Source organism: Undibacterium sp. GrIS 1.2, from assembly GCF_040544435.1.
In the GTDB taxonomy this organism is placed as follows: domain Bacteria; phylum Pseudomonadota; class Gammaproteobacteria; order Burkholderiales; family Burkholderiaceae_D; genus Undibacterium.
The window spans coordinates 1-21040 of record NZ_JBEONP010000063.1 but is presented as its reverse complement, the minus strand read 5'-3'; the positions used below and the strand labels follow the sequence as shown (position 1 = coordinate 21040).

Annotated in this window: 20 protein-coding genes and 1 tRNA gene; 7 read left to right on the top strand and 14 right to left on the bottom strand. The window is 44.5% G+C overall.

What is annotated here, in order from left to right; all coding sequences use genetic code 11:
* Positions 1 to 265 precede the first annotated feature (265 nt).
* Positions 266 to 781, top strand: coding sequence for a C40 family peptidase (locus AAKU61_RS19675; protein WP_354335014.1), 516 nt, complete (start codon positions 266 to 268; stop codon positions 779 to 781).
* A 165-nt stretch (positions 782 to 946) separates the two neighbouring features.
* Here the strand turns inward: AAKU61_RS19675 and AAKU61_RS19670 are convergent, their stop codons facing one another.
* The 10 genes from AAKU61_RS19670 to AAKU61_RS19625 form a co-directional block, all read right to left on the bottom strand.
* Entirely contained in the window at positions 947 to 1891 is a 945-nt protein-coding gene (locus tag AAKU61_RS19670) for a patatin-like phospholipase family protein (protein WP_354335012.1), read from the bottom strand.
* A gap of 143 nt (positions 1892 to 2034) precedes the next feature.
* Positions 2035 to 2124: transfer RNA gene (locus AAKU61_RS19665), tRNA-Ser, on the bottom strand.
* A 67-nt stretch (positions 2125 to 2191) separates the two neighbouring features.
* Positions 2192 to 3949, bottom strand: a complete 1758-nt coding sequence (locus tag AAKU61_RS19660) for a putative bifunctional diguanylate cyclase/phosphodiesterase (protein ID WP_354335010.1) — start codon at positions 3947 to 3949, stop codon at positions 2192 to 2194.
* 102 nt (positions 3950 to 4051) lie between these two features.
* Entirely contained in the window at positions 4052 to 4258 is a 207-nt protein-coding gene (locus AAKU61_RS19655; protein WP_354335008.1) for a hypothetical protein, read from the bottom strand.
* Entirely contained in the window at positions 4259 to 5461 is a 1203-nt protein-coding gene (locus tag AAKU61_RS19650) for an EAL and HDOD domain-containing protein (RefSeq protein ID WP_354335006.1), read from the bottom strand.
* Positions 5462 to 5749: 288 nt separating this feature from the next.
* Complete coding sequence (gene hemW, locus AAKU61_RS19645) at positions 5750 to 7009, bottom strand: radical SAM family heme chaperone HemW (protein ID WP_354335004.1); 1260 nt, start codon at positions 7007 to 7009, stop codon at positions 5750 to 5752.
* Positions 7006 to 7593, bottom strand: a complete 588-nt coding sequence (gene rdgB / locus AAKU61_RS19640) for an RdgB/HAM1 family non-canonical purine NTP pyrophosphatase (RefSeq protein WP_354335002.1) — start codon at positions 7591 to 7593, stop codon at positions 7006 to 7008. Before rdgB ends, hemW begins: the two co-directional genes overlap by 4 nt.
* A gap of 214 nt (positions 7594 to 7807) precedes the next feature.
* On the bottom strand, positions 7808 to 8539 hold the full coding sequence (rph, locus tag AAKU61_RS19635; RefSeq protein ID WP_322118239.1) for a ribonuclease PH: 732 nt from the start codon (positions 8537 to 8539) through the stop codon (positions 7808 to 7810).
* Between the two features lie 74 nt (positions 8540 to 8613).
* Positions 8614 to 9549 carry a PP2C family protein-serine/threonine phosphatase gene (locus tag AAKU61_RS19630; RefSeq protein WP_354334999.1) on the bottom strand — a complete coding sequence of 312 codons (936 nt, stop codon included), beginning with the start codon at positions 9547 to 9549 and terminating at the stop codon, positions 8614 to 8616.
* Positions 9550 to 9676: 127 nt separating this feature from the next.
* Positions 9677 to 10690 (bottom strand): serine/threonine protein kinase, encoded by a 1014-nt coding sequence (locus AAKU61_RS19625; protein ID WP_354334997.1) that lies wholly within the window; start codon positions 10688 to 10690, stop codon positions 9677 to 9679.
* A 421-nt stretch (positions 10691 to 11111) separates the two neighbouring features.
* Between AAKU61_RS19625 and AAKU61_RS19620 the strand changes: the two genes are divergently transcribed.
* From AAKU61_RS19620 to AAKU61_RS19605, 4 genes are all read left to right on the top strand, one after another.
* Complete coding sequence (locus AAKU61_RS19620) at positions 11112 to 12011, top strand: YicC/YloC family endoribonuclease (RefSeq protein ID WP_354335016.1); 900 nt, start codon at positions 11112 to 11114, stop codon at positions 12009 to 12011.
* A gap of 137 nt (positions 12012 to 12148) precedes the next feature.
* Complete coding sequence (gmk, locus tag AAKU61_RS19615) at positions 12149 to 12790, top strand: guanylate kinase (protein WP_322118236.1); 642 nt, start codon at positions 12149 to 12151, stop codon at positions 12788 to 12790.
* Between the two features lie 14 nt (positions 12791 to 12804).
* Positions 12805 to 13008 (top strand): DNA-directed RNA polymerase subunit omega, encoded by a 204-nt coding sequence (rpoZ, locus tag AAKU61_RS19610; protein WP_322118235.1) that lies wholly within the window; start codon positions 12805 to 12807, stop codon positions 13006 to 13008.
* Positions 13009 to 13059: 51 nt separating this feature from the next.
* A complete protein-coding gene (locus tag AAKU61_RS19605; RefSeq protein WP_354334995.1) occupies positions 13060 to 15384 on the top strand; it encodes a RelA/SpoT family protein in 2325 nt (774 codons plus the stop codon).
* 146 nt (positions 15385 to 15530) lie between these two features.
* On the opposite strand, the gene greB is transcribed toward AAKU61_RS19605, so the two are convergent.
* A complete protein-coding gene (greB, locus tag AAKU61_RS19600) occupies positions 15531 to 16079 on the bottom strand; it encodes a transcription elongation factor GreB (RefSeq protein WP_354334993.1) in 549 nt (182 codons plus the stop codon).
* A 122-nt stretch (positions 16080 to 16201) separates the two neighbouring features.
* Here greB and AAKU61_RS19595 point away from each other — a divergent pair, with 122 nt between their 5' ends.
* Complete coding sequence (locus tag AAKU61_RS19595) at positions 16202 to 16849, top strand: response regulator (protein ID WP_354334991.1); 648 nt, start codon at positions 16202 to 16204, stop codon at positions 16847 to 16849.
* A gap of 162 nt (positions 16850 to 17011) precedes the next feature.
* Positions 17012 to 18667, top strand: a complete 1656-nt coding sequence (locus AAKU61_RS19590; RefSeq protein WP_354334989.1) for a GGDEF domain-containing protein — start codon at positions 17012 to 17014, stop codon at positions 18665 to 18667.
* Here the strand turns inward: AAKU61_RS19590 and AAKU61_RS19585 are convergent.
* Genes AAKU61_RS19585 through AAKU61_RS19575 form a run of 3 tightly spaced genes read right to left on the bottom strand, consistent with a single transcriptional unit; the run spans position 18660 to position 20881 of the window.
* On the bottom strand, positions 18660 to 19484 hold the full coding sequence (locus tag AAKU61_RS19585; protein ID WP_354334987.1) for a phytanoyl-CoA dioxygenase family protein: 825 nt from the start codon (positions 19482 to 19484) through the stop codon (positions 18660 to 18662). The two genes, AAKU61_RS19590 and AAKU61_RS19585, sit on opposite strands and share 8 nt — an antisense overlap.
* A gap of 14 nt (positions 19485 to 19498) precedes the next feature.
* On the bottom strand, positions 19499 to 20353 hold the full coding sequence (locus AAKU61_RS19580; protein WP_354334985.1) for a phytanoyl-CoA dioxygenase family protein: 855 nt from the start codon (positions 20351 to 20353) through the stop codon (positions 19499 to 19501).
* Positions 20354 to 20881 carry a glycoside hydrolase family protein gene (locus tag AAKU61_RS19575; RefSeq protein ID WP_354334983.1) on the bottom strand — a complete coding sequence of 176 codons (528 nt, stop codon included), beginning with the start codon at positions 20879 to 20881 and terminating at the stop codon, positions 20354 to 20356. It abuts the gene before it with no gap.
* Positions 20882 to 21040: the final 159 nt, after the last annotated feature.

Sequence of the window (21040 nt, the reverse complement as noted above, 5' to 3'; positions counted from 1 at the left end):
CTTTCATCTTGCCAGAAATGGCCGCTCCTTTCTCATCTATTTTGCGCTTCTCGCAATAAAATTACTCTCCGGTGTTTCGTTTTGCAAGAACCTCAGCAGAAATATTATAAAAAATTCGATACCTTTTAACTGATAGCCTCAACAATATCATTTAGCTAATTTTACAAAAGCAAGGTTTACATTCCGACAAAGATCATTTACAGTTGGTCGGTTTTTCCAACCAGGTGCAACAATGCTAATACAAATTTCCCGCTCTCCCAGGAAAGTGAAATTAGTCTTATCCCTACTTCTAGCAAGCATTCTGCAATTTTCTTTTTGCAGTCCAAGCTTCAGCGCCGACAACCCCTTCCCCGAATCATCTACGGCTTACACCAAACTGCAAGAACTGCGTGAACGCGCATCTAGCCTGACGATTAAAGCAATGGACATGCTTGGCATCCGTTACAAACGCGGCGGTAATACGCCAGAAAATGGTTTAGATTGCAGCGGTTTTGTGCGTTTGGTATTTAAAGACGCGCTAGGGACAGACTTACCAAGAACCTCGAACGAGATCAGCAAAGTTGGCGAAAAAATTGACCAAAAAGATTTACAGCCCGGCGACCTGGTTTTTTACAATACATTGCGTCGCGGCTTCTCACATGTGGGAATTTATTTGGGCGACAACAAGTTTATTCACTCCCCCTCAGCTGGTGGTCAGGTAAGAGTAGAAAGCATGGATATAGCTTATTGGAAAAAACGCTTTAACGGCGCTAGAAGAATTAACGATGACGAAAAGAATTGAGCGAAATTGAGTTAATAGAACCAGCATCGCGCAGCACCTGGATGCTCCCGCTTAGCATCTTAAAATACTTCAAAAAAACACATACTCCCCATCAATATCAAGAATATTGGCTCAACGTCCACATTATATATGGACGACCAAATATACTAACAGGGAGTATGCAAATCATCTATCTTGCATCATGCGGATTTTTTGTTTGATATCCGTCATCATCGACATGGTTACCTTCTCACCTGCCAATATCGCCAAATTTCTACCGGCAAAATCATTACCCTTCATACTCGCCAAGTCAGGTCGGATCACTACATCTGCATTCTTTAATTCAAACTGATTCAAACTTTGCCCCATGATGGTAAAAGTTTGTAGCAGCACATCCAGCGAACTAGAGGCGGATTGCGCATCCGGTTGCGAAGAGATATTCACAGCAATCACAAAATCGGCTCCCATCTCACGGGCGAACCGTACTGGTACAGGAGAAACTAAGCCACCGTCCACATATAACCTATCATTAATTCTAACGGGCTGAAATACGCCCGGTACCGCAGAAGATGCCCGGACTGCCAACCCGGTATTCCCGCGTTGAAACAGAATAGGCAAACCCGTATGTAAATCGGTTGCTACGGCGCCAAATGGCTTTTTCAAGCGCTCAATCGGCACCTGCACTACCATCTTATTCACGTAGTTTTGCAAGGCATCTCCTTTGAGAACTCCGCTAGATTTGGCGAATAAAGGTAAAGACCAATCAGAAATCGTTGCCTCATCCATATCCAGAGCCATTTTCTGCAACGCAAAACCATTGTTTCCCGCTGCATACATCGCTCCAACTACACTACCCGCGCTGGTACCAACAATGATATCCGGCACAATGCCTTGCGATTCCAGCGCCTTGATGACGCCAATGTGTGCAAAGCCACGGGCCGCACCACCACCTAAAGCCAAACCAATGCGTATTGTTTTAGGCACTTTAAAAATTGGCGCAACTGGAATCACAGGGGTGACCACTGCCACAGGCGGCGAAGTCGTCACACATGCACACAAGCTAATCAACAATAAACTGCTAACAAAACTTCTGACCTTACGCAATAATTTTCTTTGGAAAACTGTAGCCATAAACTGGTTTATCTCCATCATTTAACATCCATGCTTTGCATAGATTAAAAACTAAACACATATAAAAAAACCCGCGTTCTCATTAGAGCAACGCGGGCTTGTGATTTGTTCCAACTATTTTTATTTTATTTATCATACAAATTTGGCGGAGGGTGTGAGATTCGAACTCACGGAGGACTCTCATCCTCGCCAGTTTTCAAGACTGGTGCATTCAACCGCTCTGCCAACCCTCCAAGCCCGTTATTATAGCTATATTTTGTCGGTTTGAGGCATTTTTCTTTGTCAAATTATTCTTCATATTCACTTATGTAAATCTGTTTCGACTGAAAAACAAAAATCGCTTGCTAACATCGGCGTCAGTTGATCGGGATTCACGGGGCGGGAAAACAAATATCCCTGCACCTCATCGCAGCCTGCATTTTTAAGGAAAGAAAACTGCTCCCAATTTTCTACGCCCTCAGCAATTACTTTATGACGGAGTTTTTTAGCCATACTGATAATTGCGTCAGCAATTGCACAATCATCATTGTCGCTTGGTATGCCTTGAATAAAAGAACGATCAATTTTAAGAGTATCGATAGGAAACCGTTTTAAGTAAGACAAACTAGAGTACCCAGTACCGAAATCGTCCAAAGATAAAGTCACGCCTAGAGCGGTAATCTCGTCCATGATCGTGATGACGCTTTCGGCACTATGCATCAACATACTCTCAGTGATTTCCAGCTCTAGCCACGCAGGTGATATCTGATAAAAAGATAGCGCCTGCCTAACCCGACTTGGCAAAGTAGAAGAAAACTCTTTAGCTGACACATTGACGGCAATGCGTAGTGGCGAAATATGCAAATCTTGCCATCGCCTGGCCTGCTCACAAGCGGTCTCTAAAACCCATGCATCAATTTGCAAAATTAATCCCGTCTCTTCGGCGATTGGAATAAATTCTGCTGGTGGGATCAATCCTTTTTTTGGATGATTCCATCGGATCAAGGCCTCTGCACCGATCACACGACCGTTACTGATATCAATTTTCGGTTGATATAAAAGAGAAAACTCTCCGTGCTGCAGCGCACGACGCAAACCCGACTCCAAATATAATCGTCCGGCAATCGTACGATTCATTTCATTGTCGTAAAAAGCATAACTGCCACTAGCGCGCTCCGCATTGCGCTTCGCCTTAAACATGGCAATGTCTGACTTTTGCAAAAGTTTGTCCGCCTCCATGCCATCTTGCGGATAAATACTGATACCGATACTTGCGCCTATGCGCAGCTCTTGCCCATCAACAAAAAAGGCATGATCTAAAGTTGATAATAATTTTTGCGCGACCAAACCTGCATGAAAATGCTGTGGGATTTCTAACAACGCAATTGCAAATTCATCACTGCCCAAACGAGCGATCACATCATTTTCGCGCAAGGCTACGCGAAATCGTTCTGCTACTTGTTTAAGTAATAAATCACCGATCGCATGTCCTAGAGTGTCATTAATTGGCTTAAAGCGATTCAGATCAATAAACAATAAAGCACCGATAGAGTTATTACGCTGAGACTGTAGCAATGCCTTATCAACTAATTTTTTAAACAAAGTGCGATTAGGTAAATCGGTCAGGAGATCGTAATAAGCCAGATGATTAATTTTCTCTTCTGCGTGCTTACGTTCAGTGATATCGCTTAAATAACCGATAATTCCCACAGGTTGAGTGTTGGCATCACATAATGGAGATAAGCTTAGACTGGCCCAAAAAACTTCACCTGATTTTTTGCGCCGGCGAACTTCCATCTGACGGCCGCCTTGCTCCAAAAAAGAATCAAACAAGCGCAGGCCGTCTAACTCTTCATCTTCATACAAAAATAAAATATTTCTGCCGATGACCTCGTTTGCGCTATAACCAAACAACATTTCTGCGCCACGGTTCCAACTGATAATAAATCCAGCCAAATCCATGGTAATAACGGACTCATGAATTTGATCGAGAATTTGCGATTGCTGTAATTGGGTTTCTGCTGAGGCTTTATAACGTTGGTCTAGTTGTGCTTTAGAAGCAAATAAATGCGCCGTCAATTCGGCTAGTTTATTAAGCTTTGCGATATCACTTTCATTATAAATTCCGTTTTTGCCACTCAGAACAAAAAACGCTTCTGCTGATACAGCGGACTGCAACTGTTAAACATTGCTCACGTCCGCCGCGGACCTCACTTGCTGAACGTAAGCAGCATCTGACGTATTGAAAATAGCCTGAACAATCCGCGTCAACTCGGTCTCTAAAGAATGGCCATCCAGGCACAACACGGCCTCACCCAAGGCCGCGCCCAGACTCAGATCATTATCCAGATCACTGTTCAGATTACCCGTGTTCGCGCGTGACTTCATCTACATGTCCTGACAAACCTGATTAACCCAAACATAAGCCTTGGTCAGGCTGTCGTAATACATCTCTGCATCAAGGCCAATTTTTTGTAATGTTGCAGCATCAAGATTGGCGGTGATGCGGTCCGCTTGAGTAACAAGTTGCAATTGCGCGCCCATAACACCATCGTGATTTAACAGGGCGGCCAACACATCATCGATCAAATTCAATGGCAATAAAATTTCAGCTAGGGGGCTTCCAAATAAGGTATCCAGTAAAGAGAACATACCGACCATGAAAGCACTATCTTGCTGATCCCTGTTGCCGCCATTTTTTTGGCAAATCACTTCCATCAAACTGGCGCGAAATGCAGCGCGCAACATCAGAGGATTAAGTGCGCCGCTATTATCACTAGGACGGGCATACAACAGTAACTGCAACCATCGTTGTAATTGCCGCCGCCCGAGCAAATTAATGGCCTGCCCAAAGCTCGATACTTTGACTGTCTGCGCAAATGCGGCAGAACTAACCATCTTAAACAACATAAACGACAAGGTGGTGTCTTGCTTAAATAGCTCCTCCAGCTCGCGTGACTCTGCATCGCGAGATACTAATCCGAGCAATTTCAATAAACGGGTTCTGGCAGTTGCGTCGCCTGATTTATTATTCGGCGCAGGATTAAAGGCATAGTCGCCGCAAAACGAGCTAAATCCTATATCGGACGCTGCTTGTAATTGCGCTGCTGTATTCACATTTTTAGCGATATGCAGACCCTTGCTTAAACTGGCTAACCAAAGCTTTATTGACATGGGTACGCCAGCGGTGCAATCGACACAAACAGTACTAGATCCATCCCAGACTAACGTAGTCTGAGAAGCAAAATCGTCGACGACAATTTGCACACCTTTAGACACTAAATAGTTCAGTTTGGTTTGTGCATCAGGGCTATTACAACTTGCCTCTGGAATGCACAAAATTATTTTTGAGGCGGCAATACGAGCATCAATATCTGCTGGTAATGCAATGACGTCATCGATAGGGAGAAGGAGCGACAGCGAGGATAACTCATCAAAAAAATCACTACTTTTAAAGTGATGTAATAACTGCAAAGAATTTGCAAGGACAGCGTTATCAAAATGAACGCTCAAAGCAACTAGTTGCTGCTTGTTGTTAACGATCGGAGTCAGTGGAGAAATTGGTAACGTCAGGCCAGTCGCATTGGTCATATAAACAATTTTTGATCTTAGTTGGATTTTCTATTTGCTTTCTGCTGCCTGATCTTACGAAAACTGATGCAATGAGGTTTTAGCTCTTTGCAGAAAAACATTTTTACATAAGTCGTAAGCAGCTTTAAATACTAAGTTGAAAATTAATCAATTGCAATATTATTTAACGTTTTACTTTAAGTATTAGTCTAGTGTTGTTCTAAGTAAGCCATGAATAAGACTGTTTTCACAACAGTGAGCTTGTAATAACCCTAAAGCATGCGAATAAAGAACAATCAGCTGTCGCTGTCACTCTTGGTCTTTTAAAAACAAGGTCTGTAAATCATTTAAAAAACGTCGCCCCAACTCGGTTGGACGGATGTACTGATGATCCCGGGTAATCAATCCTTTTTGCTCTGCTATCGATAACTCTTTTTCAAGATCATTAAGTAAAAGACCTGTGCGTTCATTGAATAGATTGACGGCAAAACCCTGATTTAGTCTTAAAGCGTTGAGCATAAATTCAAAGCCCATTTCATGGCGCTGTATCTCAACGCTTTCTTGCACAGCTACCCCGCGCAGACTCTCTTCCATATAGGTTTTTGGCTGCTTATAACGGACTTGTCGCACCACTTTATGCGGGAAAGAAAGTTTGGAATGGGCGCCAGCACCGATACCCAGATAGTCGCCGAAGTTCCAGTAATTTAAATTGTGACGTGACTCTTTACCTGGCTTGGCATAGGCAGAGACTTCGTAATTACCATAACCAGCTTGCGTCATTTTGGTCTGGATCAAATCCTGCATTTCTGCGCTCAGATCATCGTCGGGTATCACTGGCGGAAATTTAGCAAAGTAGGTATTCGGCTCCAGCGTCAGATGGTAGAGCGACAAATGTGGCGGTGCGCAGGCAATCGCGGTTTCGACATCTGACTTTGCCTGCTCCAAGGTTTGCCCTGGCAGTGCAAACATCAGATCGAGATTAAAATTATCAAAATATCGTTGTGCGATATCGATGGCGCGCCTGGCCTCATCGCCATCATGAATGCGCCCCAGCGCTTGCAGATGCTGTGAGTTAAAACTCTGAATACCGATCGATAAGCGGTTGATACCGCTCTGACGATAGGATCGAAACTTTTCGGCCTCAAACGTACCCGGATTGGCTTCCATTGTAATTTCAGCCGCGCCGTCAATTGGCAACAGCGTTCTGACATCCGACATCAGGCGATCCAAACCTGCTGCTGACATCAGACTAGGCGTGCCGCCACCAATAAAAATGGTGTAAATCTTGCGCCCCCAAATCAGAGGCAAGGCCGCTTCTAAATCAGCACGCACGGCGTCCAGATACATGGTTTCATCAAAACTACTTTTTACCTCATGCGAATTAAAGTCGCAGTAAGGACATTTTTTGACGCACCAAGGAAAGTGGATATACAGCGATAGTGGTGGCAGGCTAGTAAAATTAAACTGCCCTGCTCCCAAAAAATGACTGACAACATCTTGCGGCACAGACGAAAGATCGACAGTTTTCTTCTTCGGCGTCAGTAATTCAATTGGCTTGATCGGGATCATCTTAACTTCTCTAGCAGCACACGCAAAGCTTGTCCGCGATGCGACCATAGGCTTTTTTGTTCAGGACTGAGTTCTGCCACGGTTTTACCTAAAGCCGGTATCCAAAAATGCGGATCATAACCGAAACCATTATTACCTTTTGGCTCAGCCACGATCTCGCCATGCCAAAGTCCATCTGCAATAACCGGCTGCGGATCATGTTCTGAACGTACGTACACCAACACACAATAGTAGTATGCCGATTTGTCCGTTGAGGCGGCCAGTTGACTGATCAAGTGTGCATTATTACGCTGATCAGATTTAGGTTCTCCTGCAAACCGGGCAGAAAATACACCTGGCGCGCCTTGCATCGCATTCACACAAATCCCTGAGTCGTCTGCCAAAGCGGGCAAACCCGTCAATTTGGCAGCGTGCCTAGCTTTGGTGAGGGCGTTTTCAATAAAGGTGAAATACGGTTCTTCAGCCTCGGGCACATCAAATTCAGATTGTGCGTGTAGCGTGATGCCTAGTGGCGACAATATGTGGAAAAACTCTTTGAGTTTGCCTTGATTATTCGAGGCTAAGACAATTTTTTTGGCATTCATTTTACGATTTTTTTACTAAGATAAAACATCTTCAGAGGAGGGTCTGTTAACATTTAAATCGGAGGTACGAGCAAATCTAAAAAATATACTCATCACGAGTATATTTTAATCGTCCAGATAACTACTGGACAATAAGGCATATTTTATAAAAATAAGGGGGAGTATATTAAATCTCCCTTCTATATTTACATCAATAAAATCGAGACTCCGCTGACTACAACAAGCCTAAGACCTGTTTCTGCAATGCGATTAAATCCGTAATACCTTCATGCGCTAAATCGAGCAAACAATCCATGGTAGCGCGATCAAATGCCACACCTTCAGCCGTGCCTTGCACTTCAACAAACTGACCTTGGTCTGTCATGACGACATTCATATCAGTATCGCAAGAAGAGTCCTCGGGGTAGTCCAGGTCTAACACGGGCATCCCTTGATACACACCGACAGAAATCGCTGCCACAAAATGTTTGACCGGCACGGCGGCAATCGCACCGCGCTCCACCAGTTTTGAAAAAGCATCATACGCCGCAACCATTGCGCCGGTGATCGCAGCAGTACGTGTACCGCCATCCGCTTGAATTACATCGCAATCGATATGCAAGGTGCGCTCCCCAAAGGCCTCCAGATCAAACGCTGCGCGTAAGGACCGACCAATCAAACGCTGTATCTCTTGGGTGCGGCCGGATTGCTTGCCTTTGGCGGCTTCACGATCCATGCGGGTATGTGTTGAACGCGGCAGCATGCCATATTCAGCAGTCATCCAGCCCTGCCCTTTACCTTTTAAAAAACCGGGCACTTTATCTTCAATACTGGCGGTGCAAATCACACGCGTATCTCCAAACTCAATCAATACCGAACCTTCGGCATGTTTGGTGAAGTGACGATTAATGACAACAGGACGCAGGGCATTGGCCGAGCGTCCGCTAGGACGATTTGATTGAGGCATAGTAGTAAATAAAAATGAGTGAAATTTAAGAAAATTTATAACGAGGACTTAGGCCAAGTTAGCGACAAATTCCATCAGGGCTTGGTTGTCACGCGAGACGATTTATGAATTGCGTTGCGAATTTCTGCAATCGCCTTTTCTATTTCTACCTCGTTAAACGCGTCGGCCTCGGCATTGTCTGCCTCGCCGGGTGGGGGCGCCTGTATCGTCGTTGTAATTGATCCTATGGGTAAAGTATTGGTAGAGATAATCGAGGAATCTTCAAGCTTATCATCGCCCTCCCACATCATTGCTAACGCAGTGACATTATCGCTTTGTTTGCCAGCGATATCGACGGCAGACCGAATCAATTCCGGTACAGCGCGCACGATAGTATGGTCATTCAGGCGTTGCGCCAGCATATGATCTGGCAGTACCGACCATAAACCATCTGAACACAAAAACAGCAGGTCACCAGCTTGCAAAGTTGCTCTGCGCGATAGCTCCACAATCGGCGCATTTGGCGCACCTAAGCAATTAAATAGTTTATTACGATCAGGATGAGTATGGCGTTCTGACGGATCAACCTTGCCTTGTGCGATCAATGTCTCCAGCCGTGAATGATCCTTGGTACGCAATAAAATTTGCCCTTGGCGCATCCAGTACAAGCGCGAATCGCCGCAATGCGCCCAGTAGGCGTAGCCATTTTGGATCAGACAGGCAACGATGGTTGTGCGTGGTGTTTCAGGCAGATTGTGCATCTCCCGATACCGATGTATTTCTTGGTGTGCAGCGAAAAAACTGTCCTCCAAAAACCGCTCTGGCCGTCCTATCATCGGATGGGCATTTTGCTGGAACAAATTGCCTATTGTTTGCATGGCAATCGTTGCCGCCATCTCGCCCATGATATGACCGCCCATGCCGTCTGCCAGCAGCAACAGGATGACATCGCGGGTAAAACTATATCCCATGCGATCCTGATTGACTTTGCGACCGCCGATATGACTTTCTTGATAAACAGAGAAACGCATGAGATGTGTAGTGGTAATTACTATTGTTTAGGGTGAGTAACCATGAAGAGTATTGACTACCCTCCGATCAAACTAGTTTATATATTGCATAGCAAAGAGGATGAATTACATCGATAAAAAACTGCACTTAATTTAAGGTATGGTCTTGTATCGTTGTATCGTCGTTCTCATTTTTTCTATTTTTAACTGTATTGAGTAAGGTCGTTACTTTGAGCTTAATTTTTTCTACTATGCTTAATTCTTTTTGCGGTTGCTTTTGAAGTTGCAAAGCTTTTTGCAGAGCGAACACGCTTTGCGGACGCTCCAGCGGATCCATTTTCAGACACCAACGCACTACCTCGATCAATTCTGGCGAATACAAACCATCCAGCTTACGGTAATGGTTCTCCATCTTGTCGCCATTTTTACGCTGATCTGAAGGTTGTGGCGGTGCGCCAACCATACAGGCAAAAATAGATGCGCCGATGCTATAAATATCCGTCCACGGACCCAGATTACCATTTTTAGAGTACAACTCCGGTGCGGCAAAACCTGGCGTATACATCGGGTATAGCTTAGGCAAGTCTGTTTTTAAAGTTTGGCGCGCCGCACCAAAATCCAACAAAATTGGTGTCCCATCCAAACGTAAATAAATATTGGCTGGCTTCAAATCCAGATGCAACAATTTATTGGTGTGCACCTCTCGCAAGCCGTTCATCACCAGATTAAACATGCGACGAATAAAACGCTCCGACACCAAGGGCTTTTCGCCTTTGTCGCGCCGGCGCAAAATATGTTCTTGCAATGATCGGCCTGATTCATAGGCCATCACCATATACACCGTCTCGTTCGCACGGAAAAAATTGATCACGCTGACCACATTAGGATGTGCGATACGCGCCAGTGCCCGGCCTTCTTCAAAAAAGCATTTGAGACCAATGCGATAAATCGGCAGATTTTCTGATGAAATGGAAGGCACTAACTCACCTTGCTGTCGCAAAGCTAAAGAGCTAGGTAAATATTCCTTGATAGCGACGGCATTACCGTCTTCATCAGACGCCAGATAAACAATACTGAACCCGCCAGAGGCAATTTTCTTTACAATGCGGTATCCAGCAATCTCCAGCCCGTCCGGCAAGGGTGCGTTATTTTGTGCGGCCATATCGTCCTATATCCATTTATATGAGGGATTGTGTTGATGTTTGGTGATTTTGTAAAGGATATCGAGAAAGCAAATCCGCTGATTGCTGCATTAGTTGCTTCTTAGTTCGCCAATTAATTAGCTTAATTAGTGAGCTTAAATAGAGCTCGAGTCAACATCGGACAGATCGCCTGTTGCTAGCCTTCCTTCTATTTCGCCGGTGGCGCAGTAGCTTTGATTATCAGTATCAAAAAACTGCAAACTCTAAATCATTAACACTTATACAAAATTGTGTCCTTAACATGCAGTAGCAAAAATAGCCCGAATCTCGAACAAGGCAAGCAAACGGCGCCATCCAGGTTTGGCGTAAGCTTTATAATAAAATTAGATGTCCGTCCAGAAACATACAGCATACCAAGGAAATAACGTGAGTATTTATAGCATGACAGGCTACGCCGCCAGCACCCAAGAAACCGATGCAGGCACGATTACTATCGAAATCAAGAGCGTCAACTCGCGTTTTTTAGATTTACAATTTCGGATTAACGATGATTTCCGCTCGGTAGAACCAATCTTCCGCGAAGCGATTTCCCGCAAATTAAGCAGAGGAAAAGTGGAATGCCGCTTCAGTTTTGGCAAAAAAACCAGTAGCGGTAATGCCAAAGCCTTGAATGCAGACGTTTTATCGCAAATAGCTCAGTTCCAGGCGAGCATCCTTCAACAATTTCCCAATGCGGCACCGCTGACCAGCAATGAGTTACTGCGCTGGCCCGGCGTGATTGAAGAAGCAGAAATTAATGCGGAGGCTTTGCAATCCGTGATTACTAGCGGAATCAGCTCCACGCTGGATGCCTTTATTACTAGCCGTGAGCGTGAAGGCGCAGCGCTGGCATTGGTGCTTACCGACAGGATTGAGGCGATGGAGGCAATTGTGCTGCGAATCACCCCGTTGGTGCCGCAAGTTGTTCAGCAATTCCAACAAAAAGCCACAAGTCGCATGGAAGAAGCGCTAGGTTTGGGCCAGCACGTGGGTAACGCCAGCAACCAAAGCATCACCCGGGAAGAAGCGCTGGATCGCGTTCGCCAAGAGGTAACGCTATATGGCATCCGTATTGATGTCGCAGAAGAACTGGCTCGCTTATCTGCTCACCTGACAGAAACCAGACATATTTTGAAAAAAGGCGGACAAGTCGGCAAACGTCTGGACTTTATGATGCAAGAGTTAAACCGAGAGGCAAATACGCTGGGATCAAAAGCGGCCCTCAAAGAACTGGCCGATGCCTCAATGGAATTAAAATTACTGATAGAGCAAATGCGTGAGCAAGTTCAGAACCTTGAGTGAATTTTAATGAATTTTACTATTTACATATACTGCTACCCGTATATTTTTATGTCCATATGATTACTGGGGATTAAGGTCGATTTTACGATATACCCCCATAATTTTAATTTTTTATTAAGTAAATCCAGTGAGCCATTATGCAAACATCCACCACAACATCAGGTAGCCTGTTTATGGTTGCAGCACCATCCGGTGCTGGTAAATCAACCTTGGTAAATGCCTTGCTGGCACAAGAGCCAGCAATTAAGCTCTCGATTTCTTACACAACTCGCCCACCACGCCCGGGTGAACAAGACGGACGGGAATACCATTTCACCTCGGCAGAAGACTTTCTAAAGCGCAAAGCACAGGGAGAATTTCTAGAGTCCGCCGAAGTACATGGAAATTACTATGGCACCTCCCGGATTATGATCGAGCGTCAAATGCAAGCTGGCACCGATATTTTGCTAGAAATTGACTGGCAAGGAACACAACAAGTTAAACGGCAATTCCCTGACGCGGTAAGGATTTTTATCCTCCCGCCATCGATTCCTGCACTGGAAGAGCGGCTAAAAAAACGGGGACAGGACGAACCACATATCATTACCAGACGAATTCTAGCTGCCGGCGGCGAAATGGCGCACGCGCCTGAGTTCGAATATGTTATTATTAATCAAGAGTTTGCAACGGCATTAGCAGAATTAAATGCCGTTGTTAAAGCGACTCGCTGTCGCTTTGCCCAGCAAGCAACCCGCAATGCAGCGCTGTTTGCCCAATTGGGCATTCATGCCAATTCATAATAGAAGGAAAAAAGATGGCACGTATTACAATTGAAGACTCACTGAAAAATATCCCTAACCGTTTTCAACTGACGCTCTGTGCGACTTATCGCGCGCGCCAACTGTTGCAAGGTCATACTCCAAAAGTAGACTCCAAAGACAAACCAACCGTAATCGCTTTGCGTGAAATCGCTGAAGGCAAAATCGGTATCGAAATGTTGAAAAAAGTACCTGGTTAATTCTGTACAGAACGACACCATGAAGCGGCCTGGAGCCGGGAACCTGACAGAATGAATCTTACTGAAACTAATTCTTCGCTCCCCGCCTCCGCTGCTGAGAAAGTAATCTCACGACGGGCTGTATCCACAAGTTCATCTGCAACACCCTCTGCAAGTTCTTCCAAAAAAAATATCGCTCCTGCCTCATCCTCCATAGCAGAAACACCTGCACCACGCGCACCTGTTACTGGCGTCGCATCCATCACTGACTTAACCAATCGTCTTGCAGAATATCTATCGCCTGCTGATCTTAAATTGGTCAAAGAAGCGTATCGCTTTTCCGATGAGATGCATCTTGGGCAAATCAGAAAATCTGGTGAACCCTATATCTCACATCCCATTGCGGTAGCGGAGATTTGCGCCGAATGGAAGTTGGATGTACAGGCGATCATGGCTGCGCTGCTACATGATGTGATGGAAGATCAGGATGTAAAAAAAGAAGAACTGATAGAGCGCTTTGGCGCCCCGGTGGCCTCCTTGGTCGATGGCTTATCCAAACTGGAAAAAATTGAATTCCAGAGTCAGATAGAAGCGCAGGCAGAAAACTTCCGCAAAATGTTGTTGGCGATGGCGCGCGACGTACGCGTGATCTTGGTTAAGCTTGCCGATCGCTTGCACAATATGCGCACGCTAGGTGCGATGCGGCCAGAAAAGCAGCGCAGAATTTCAGGCGAAACGATGGAAGTATATGTGCCAATCGCACATCGTTTGGGTTTGAATAATATTTATCGTGAACTACAAGATTTAGCGTTTGCGCATCTCTACCCGATGCGCTACCGCACTTTATCAAAAGCAGTAAAAGCAGCGCGCGGTAACCGACGCGAAGTCGTCAACAAGATTATGGAAGCAGTCAAAACAGCGCTTAAAGACGGTGGCTTAAATGCGCAGGTATATGGCCGCGAAAAAACGCTGTATGGTATTTATCGCAAAATGCACGACAAGCACCTGAGTTTTTCTCAAGTGCTGGATGTATATGGTTTTCGTATTGTTGTGGATAATTTCCCGAATAGCTATTTTGCGCTGGGGACCTTGCACGCGCTGTACAAGCCCATGCCAGGCAAGTTTAAAGACTACATCGCCATTCCCAAAACGAATGGCTATCAGTCGCTTCATACGACCTTGATCGGCCCATACGGTACGCCGGTGGAATTCCAAATCCGTACTCAAGATATGCACCACGTTGCAGAATCTGGAGTGGCTGCACATTGGCTGTATAAAAATGAAGAAGGCAGTCTGACGGATCTGCAACAGCGTACACATGCATGGTTGCAATCGTTGCTGGATATTCAAAAACAAACCGGTGATTCGGCAGAATTTTTAGAACATGTGAAGATCGACTTGTTTCCTGATTCGGTCTACGTCTTCACACCAAAATCAAAAATTATTGCGCTGCCGCGAGGTGCGACAGCACTAGATTTTGCGTATAACATCCATACAGATATTGGTGATCAGGCAATCGCTACACGCATAAATCATGAACCAGTGCCGTTACGATCTGAGTTAAAAAACGGCGATATCGTTGAAATTATTACTTCGCCAAACTCTCGTCCAACACCGAACTGGCTAACCTATGTGCGGACAGGTAAAGCACGATCCGCAATACGTCATTATCTACGTACCATCAACCTCAATGAGTCCACTGAACTAGGTAAACAATTGCTGTCGCAAGCACTACTGGATGTTCACCTCAATCCAGTGTTGCCTTCCAGCTTAATTGAAAAATTACTCAATGAATCCACGGCCAAAACTCTGGATGAAATATATACCGATATTGGCATAGGCAAACGTATGGCAGCGCTGGTAGCGCGTCATATATTAGATTTGGTAGAAGACGATTCGTCATCGATTCCATTTCAAGAACTGGCTGGAGAAAAATCCGGCAAACGCGATCCTGTCATCATTTATGGCAGTGAAGGTATTTCAGTACAACTGGCGCCATGTTGTATGCCGATTCCGGGTGACGGCATTATCGGACAGCTCAAGCGCGATCAAGGATTGATTGTTCACACAGACGACTGTGAAAATGCCAAACGCATGCAAGTCAAAGAACCAGATCGTTGGATTGATGTCAGTTGGGGAGATGAATTAAACCGTCGCTTTGACAGCCGCATTGTAGTCATGGTGAATAACGAACGCGGTGCGCTGGCAAAAATTGCAGCTGAAATTGGTGAATGCGATGCCAACATCAGCCATGTCAGCATAGAAGATGGTCAAGCCAACGATATGACCAATATCCATTTCACGATACAAATAGAAGATCGCATCCACCTGGCTCGCATGATGCGCAATATTAAGCATCTGGCTGGCGTTACCAAAATATGGCGAGAGCGCGGTTAAGTACATAGCCAATTGCGCGACTAACGTAGCGACCATATTGCGCAAGCTCTCGACACTTCCTACCGCTCGTTCTGAGCTTGATACCAACTACCAAGCAACGATCTTATAAAAATTTAGCAGAACTTACAGAAATTCTCTGGATTCAATTACTCCGGATACTGCACGTCGGTAATCGTTAACTCGTCCACACCAGCAGGTGTCCGCAATGTAACGGTATCACCTGTTTTGAACTTGGTTAATGCCCGTGCAACTGGCGATACCCAACTAATTCTCCCCGCCAGCGGATCAAACTCATCAACGCCAACGATAGTAATTGTAAGCTCATCGCCATGTTGATTTTCGTAGGTGACGGTGGCACCAAAAAATACTTGATCCAAGCCATGATGCACTCTGGGATCAACGACCTCTGCCAAATCTAAACGCTTGGTTAAAAACCGTATGCGTCTATCAATTTCACGTAACCGACGCTTACCATAAATATAGTCTCCGTTTTCAGACCGGTCGCCGTTCGATGCAGCCCAATGGACAATATTCACTACCTCAGGTCGTTCTACATCCATGAGGTGCAAAAACTCTGCCTTCATTTTTTGATGTCCGTCTGGTGTCATATAATTTTTTACGCCAGCAGGTATTTCAGGCATGCCAAACTCCTGATCATCGTCTTGCTCAGTTTCTTTTACAAATGCTTTATTCATCTTTCTATTGTAACGGACTTAGGTAAAATTCTTCTGCTCTAACTACCACAGCAACACTAAGCCTTATAGAATAGAGATGAACACACCCTCTTCGTTTAGAACTAGCCCTACAAGGTCCATGCATGACAGATACCACCGCAATTAAACTTATCATCGTCGACGATCATGCAGTCATACGAGAAGGTCTAAAGCAAATTATTGGTAGCACCGAAGATATCGTCGTCGTTGGCGAGGCAGAAAACGGATTTGATGCCATTAAACTGTCACGACAGCTTGAGTACGACATTATGTTGTTAGATATTTCTCTGCCAGATAAAAATGGCATTGAAGTCCTGAAACAAATCAAAAAAGAATCTCCTCAAGTATCCATTTTGATGTTTTCTATCCACCGCGAAGATCAATATGCGGTGCGCGCCCACAAGTCCGGCGCTTCCGGCTATTTAAATAAGCAAGCCAGCGCAGATGAAATTCTGCGGGCGATACGACAGCTAGCGTCGGGACTCAAATATATTAGCCCAGAGCTAGCGCAAGAAATGGCGAATAATTTAAATCAAGAGTACGAAGGTGAGCTGCACAAGACTTTATCCGACCGTGAATTCCAGACCATGACCATGATCGCCTCCGGTAAAAACGTCAGCGATATCGCACGGGAACTATCACTATCGGTAAAAACTATTAGCGAGTATCGCGCAAGAATATTACTTAAAATGAAACTACGCCATAACGCTGAATTGACTCACTACGCGATTAAAAATCAGTTGGTTGAGTAAGCTGATGAAATCGATCAATTTACCAATTGAACCGAGTAAGCTAGCCACATGAATTGCTTACATAAAATTCAATTGTAAAAGAATAGATTTACATCAGAATTAGAATAAAATCTTTACGCAAGGACATTCCCTCTTACCTAAAGCATCAAGCGTGGAAGCATCATGTCAAATAATCAAAATAATCCGCAATTCAAGAGCCCGACAGACATCGCCCGAGAAACATTTAAACGTTTAGCGATTCAAAGAATTGCCCCAACACCGGATGCTTATAAAAAACTGTACCAAGAAATTTCGGGTGTTACAGATCCTGTAGAAATTGAGAAACCCGCTACAGTCCAGCCCACCGAAGAGAAAACACCAGAACCATCTGCGGCAGAAACCTTGCTACTGAGCTTCGCACAAAGCCTGCAACAATCTCAGGGCGATCTGGTTAATTTTGGACACCGCTTTAGCCGTGCAATTAAAACCGGAGATTGGGAGGATTACAGCAAAGGCTTGTCCCAATTAGCAGAAAAAACACTGGCAAAACCAGCTAATTCCATTAGCCTGGTTGATCCAATTGTGCCACCGGCGACTAACAAAATCTCTCTAGTTGATGACTTACCCTTAGAAGATGGACGTCAACGAATTTTGCAAGATTTGCTATACCGCACGCTCGCACTGGCATTAGCTTCTGTACTCAAATCAACGCCACAATTAGCTGCAGAGTCAGAGTCAATTGGTGTTGCAGTACGTGACGCGGATAACGAACCGGCACTCAATATAATAGCTTCTCGCCTGAAACAACTATGCTTCCAAATTGAATTAAAAAGTGGTGATACCGGAGAACAGCAAGAACTCTTACTTCGGCTCTTTGGATTGTTACTAGATAACGTGCATGAGCTACTAGATGAAGATAATTGGTTGCGTGGACAGATCGAAGTCGTAAGGAACTTGATCGCGGGTCCAATAGACCATCGTGCACTGGAAGAAGCGACGCGCAGCTTAAAAGATGTGATTTATAAGCAAGGCGTACTCAAACATAGTATTGACGAGTCAAAAACATCCGTCAAAAATATGATGGCGACTTTCATCGATCGCTTAAGTGTAATGGCTGTGAGTACTGAGACCTATCATAGCAAGATGGATGGCTACTCCCACCAGTTGAGTAGCACTAGCAACCCCAATGAAGTCAATCAATTGATCGGTGCCATTCTCAACGAAACGCGTACTGTCCAGTCAGAAACAATGCGGTCGCATGAAATGATGTTGGGCGCCCAAAAAGAAGTCAAAGAAGCGGAAACCCGCATCAAAGAATTAGAGGACAAGCTCGCCCACATGAGCGAGCTTGTGCGGGAGGATCAATTAACCGGTAGCTTAAATCGCCGTGGACTAGACGATGTATTTGAACGGGAAGCAGATCGTGCGGATCGTCGCGGCACCCCGCTTTGCGCCGCCATGCTTGATCTGGACAACTTCAAAAAATTAAATGACACCTACGGTCACTCGGCTGGCGATGACGCTCTGGTACATCTGGTACGTATCGTAAAACAAACGTTACGATCGATTGATGTAATTGCGCGTTACGGCGGAGAAGAATTTTTAATCGTTATGCCAGAAACAAGTCTTGATGAGGCTGCCTTGGCGATGACCAGAGTACAACGAGAATTGACCACACATTTTTTCACTGCCAATGAACAACGATTATTCATCACATTTAGTGCCGGAGTTGCATTACGTGCGCCTAAAGAACCGCAAGATTCCGTCGTAAAGCGAGCGGACAAAGCAATGTATGAAGCTAAGAAAACAGGAAAGAATCGGGTGGTAAAAGCTACTTAAATGAATTTGGAGGTCTTTTGATGTTATCGATCCCTGTTTTTAATTCCGTTTTTTCAAATTCATTTAATGGTGTGTACGAGCAATATCCGTACACAATTTTTTCGTCTACGGCCAAAGATTCGTACATTTGATTTGAAATGGCACGCGGATAATCGAAAGCCTGTTTAATATACCAGCGAGCAAATGTTCCTATCAATGCCCACCGGTCTGTTTTAGCAGTATTTTCTAAAGTGGCATGCCAAATTCTGCTATCCCATATAGCAATGTCGCCCATTTCTGCCTCCAATGCGATTGCATCCGGGTTGTCGCCTTGAGGGGCGTATTCTCCCGTCAAATGCGATCTTGGAACTAGCAAGGTACAACCATTTTCCATGGTGGAGTTATTCAAAAATATCGCCGATTGCACGACCGAAGTGTGATCTCCTTGATAGGGAATAAATGAATCAATATGGTATGGCATTGCACCTAAGGAGCTGCGCAATAACATCGCACGCATAATGTAATTAGGCAAATCAGCAGGAATGCTCGAATAGTAGCGATCATTAAGCAATCCTTTCATAATCTCGCCCTGAACACCACGAATGAATAGAGGCAGAATATCCGGGCGCTTGAGTGCGATATTAAAAATATTATTACCGTAGCCATTCAATCGCTGTTGATTTTTGAGTAAAGCATCCCTTTCAACATCTGAATATTCAAAAGATGTGGCGAAGTCTAATAAATTTTGTGCAATGGATGGATCTATCGCTCTTTTTATTAATACATATCCATCTTTTCGGACTTGCTCAATATAGTCGCTTGCAATCATTGAAGACATTTTTAGATCCATTCTTATAATTTAAAAACATTCTGAATTTGATCAATTGTCGGGAAACCAGCTTGCATCGGATCTCTGTGGACGCTACGCATATAAGCCGAAGGATATCCACGCTCAATAAACGTAGGCTCACCTGCATTATCAATACGCGAAGATAAAGCCAGACGATAGCTATTATCGTCGCCTATAAGTGAACTTCGGTGTAGTGTGAATATGGACATGAAGACGACATCACCGGGCTTCGCTTTCACTTGTATAAAGTCGCTCTCCGCATATTGGTCATCACGAATGACCCAAGAACTGCTTGCATCTTGAGTGAAGGGCAAAATGCCATTTTTATGGCTACCTGGAATGATCTCTAAAGGGAAATTATGCTCATCGACCTCGACTAAAGGTATCCAAACAACGACGCCATCAAGGCTTCCTTGGACAGAAGGAAAATCTTGATGCGGTGCTAGTCCAAAATATCCGCCGGGTATTTTCAGCTGATGTGACATAATCAGCACTACCTGCCCACCAGGAATAAAAAAATCATTCCATCCAAATTCTTTTCTGAGAAATTGAATTACTTTGGGATGATGCATCAGTTGATTCACATCCAACTTCCGCCATAAAGCACCAACGACTTTTTTGTATTGATGAATATCGTGATCAAATAATTTTTGCATCAACGAATACAATAACTGATTAGAAAAACCCTTAGTTACTTCACCAGTTTGATCTTGAAATGTCTTAATCAAAGAATTTCTGACCGCCAGTACGTCATCAACCGGAATGAGATCGGAAGCAATCAAGTAACCATCGTTAAGGTATTGTGATAACTGTGTACTAGAAGGTGAAGAGTCCATAGATATCCGATCTGTTTTCAATTATTCAGCCAGTAACTCGGCATATCCTATCCCTGATTGACCAAAGCCGTTCCCGTTGTAAAACATGAATTTTCGGCCATCAATATCAACAACTTCTGGATAGGCCAGCATGAAAGCGTCCCAACCTTGACCACTGACATCAATCCCAGCGCGATCATCCTGTCGTTTCCAAGAAATACCGTCACTTGATTCTGCATACCCGATTCGATAACTGCTATGACTATCGCTGCGGTAGTTCAATATACTTCGGTAGCTGAACCACATACGATAAAGAGATCCATCTTTAATCACCGTAGCTCTGGCAATTCCACCTTCATTTTGATCCATATAATCAATTGCTATCGTACCGCTTCTTTTCCAATTGATGCCGTCCAATGACTCTGCGTACTTCAAATGATAGCGAGGCTCAGGCTTTCCATTCACCACAAACCATCCTGTGCATGACAAATACCAATTACGCCAAATGCCATTTTCTACAATGACACATGTGGTGGCACAAAAATATGGATCATCATGTGTTCTGTCCATAATCGGGCCAGTGAAAATTTTTTGGTATGTGAGCCCCTTGTCCTCACTTACAGCCAAACCAACCGTAAGCGCTCCATAAACCCCAGACTATCAAGTCAAATCTAAATCCTTCAAGCTCACGATTTCAATAATGAGATGGAGTGGAAATGGAAAAGCAAT

Bases quoted from the DNA above. Each gene is read 5' to 3' on its own strand.
- AAKU61_RS19625 (WP_354334997.1), bottom strand. From the start codon at position 10,690: ATGGCCGCACAAAATAACGCACCCTTGCCGGACGGGCTGGAGATTGCT.
- AAKU61_RS19670 (WP_354335012.1), bottom strand. From the start codon at position 1,891: ATGGCTACAGTTTTCCAAAGAAAATTATTGCGTAAGGTCAGAAGTTTT.
- rpoZ (WP_322118235.1), top strand. From the start codon at position 12,805: ATGGCACGTATTACAATTGAAGACTCACTGAAAAATATCCCTAACCGT.
- greB (WP_354334993.1), bottom strand. From the start codon at position 16,079: ATGAATAAAGCATTTGTAAAAGAAACTGAGCAAGACGATGATCAGGAG.
- AAKU61_RS19650 (WP_354335006.1), bottom strand. From the start codon at position 5,461: ATGACCAATGCGACTGGCCTGACGTTACCAATTTCTCCACTGACTCCG.
- AAKU61_RS19585 (WP_354334987.1), bottom strand. From the start codon at position 19,484: ATGTCTTCAATGATTGCAAGCGACTATATTGAGCAAGTCCGAAAAGAT.
- AAKU61_RS19655 (WP_354335008.1), bottom strand. From the start codon at position 4,258: ATGAAGTCACGCGCGAACACGGGTAATCTGAACAGTGATCTGGATAAT.
- AAKU61_RS19595 (WP_354334991.1), top strand. From the start codon at position 16,202: ATGACAGATACCACCGCAATTAAACTTATCATCGTCGACGATCATGCA.
- AAKU61_RS19620 (WP_354335016.1), top strand. From the start codon at position 11,112: ATGACAGGCTACGCCGCCAGCACCCAAGAAACCGATGCAGGCACGATT.
- AAKU61_RS19575 (WP_354334983.1), bottom strand. From the start codon at position 20,881: ATGGACAGAACACATGATGATCCATATTTTTGTGCCACCACATGTGTC.
- AAKU61_RS19630 (WP_354334999.1), bottom strand. From the start codon at position 9,549: ATGCGTTTCTCTGTTTATCAAGAAAGTCATATCGGCGGTCGCAAAGTC.
- rdgB (WP_354335002.1), bottom strand. From the start codon at position 7,593: ATGAATGCCAAAAAAATTGTCTTAGCCTCGAATAATCAAGGCAAACTC.
- hemW (WP_354335004.1), bottom strand. From the start codon at position 7,009: ATGATCCCGATCAAGCCAATTGAATTACTGACGCCGAAGAAGAAAACT.
- AAKU61_RS19590 (WP_354334989.1), top strand. From the start codon at position 17,012: ATGTCAAATAATCAAAATAATCCGCAATTCAAGAGCCCGACAGACATC.
- rph (WP_322118239.1), bottom strand. From the start codon at position 8,539: ATGCCTCAATCAAATCGTCCTAGCGGACGCTCGGCCAATGCCCTGCGT.
- AAKU61_RS19605 (WP_354334995.1), top strand. From the start codon at position 13,060: ATGAATCTTACTGAAACTAATTCTTCGCTCCCCGCCTCCGCTGCTGAG.
- gmk (WP_322118236.1), top strand. From the start codon at position 12,149: ATGCAAACATCCACCACAACATCAGGTAGCCTGTTTATGGTTGCAGCA.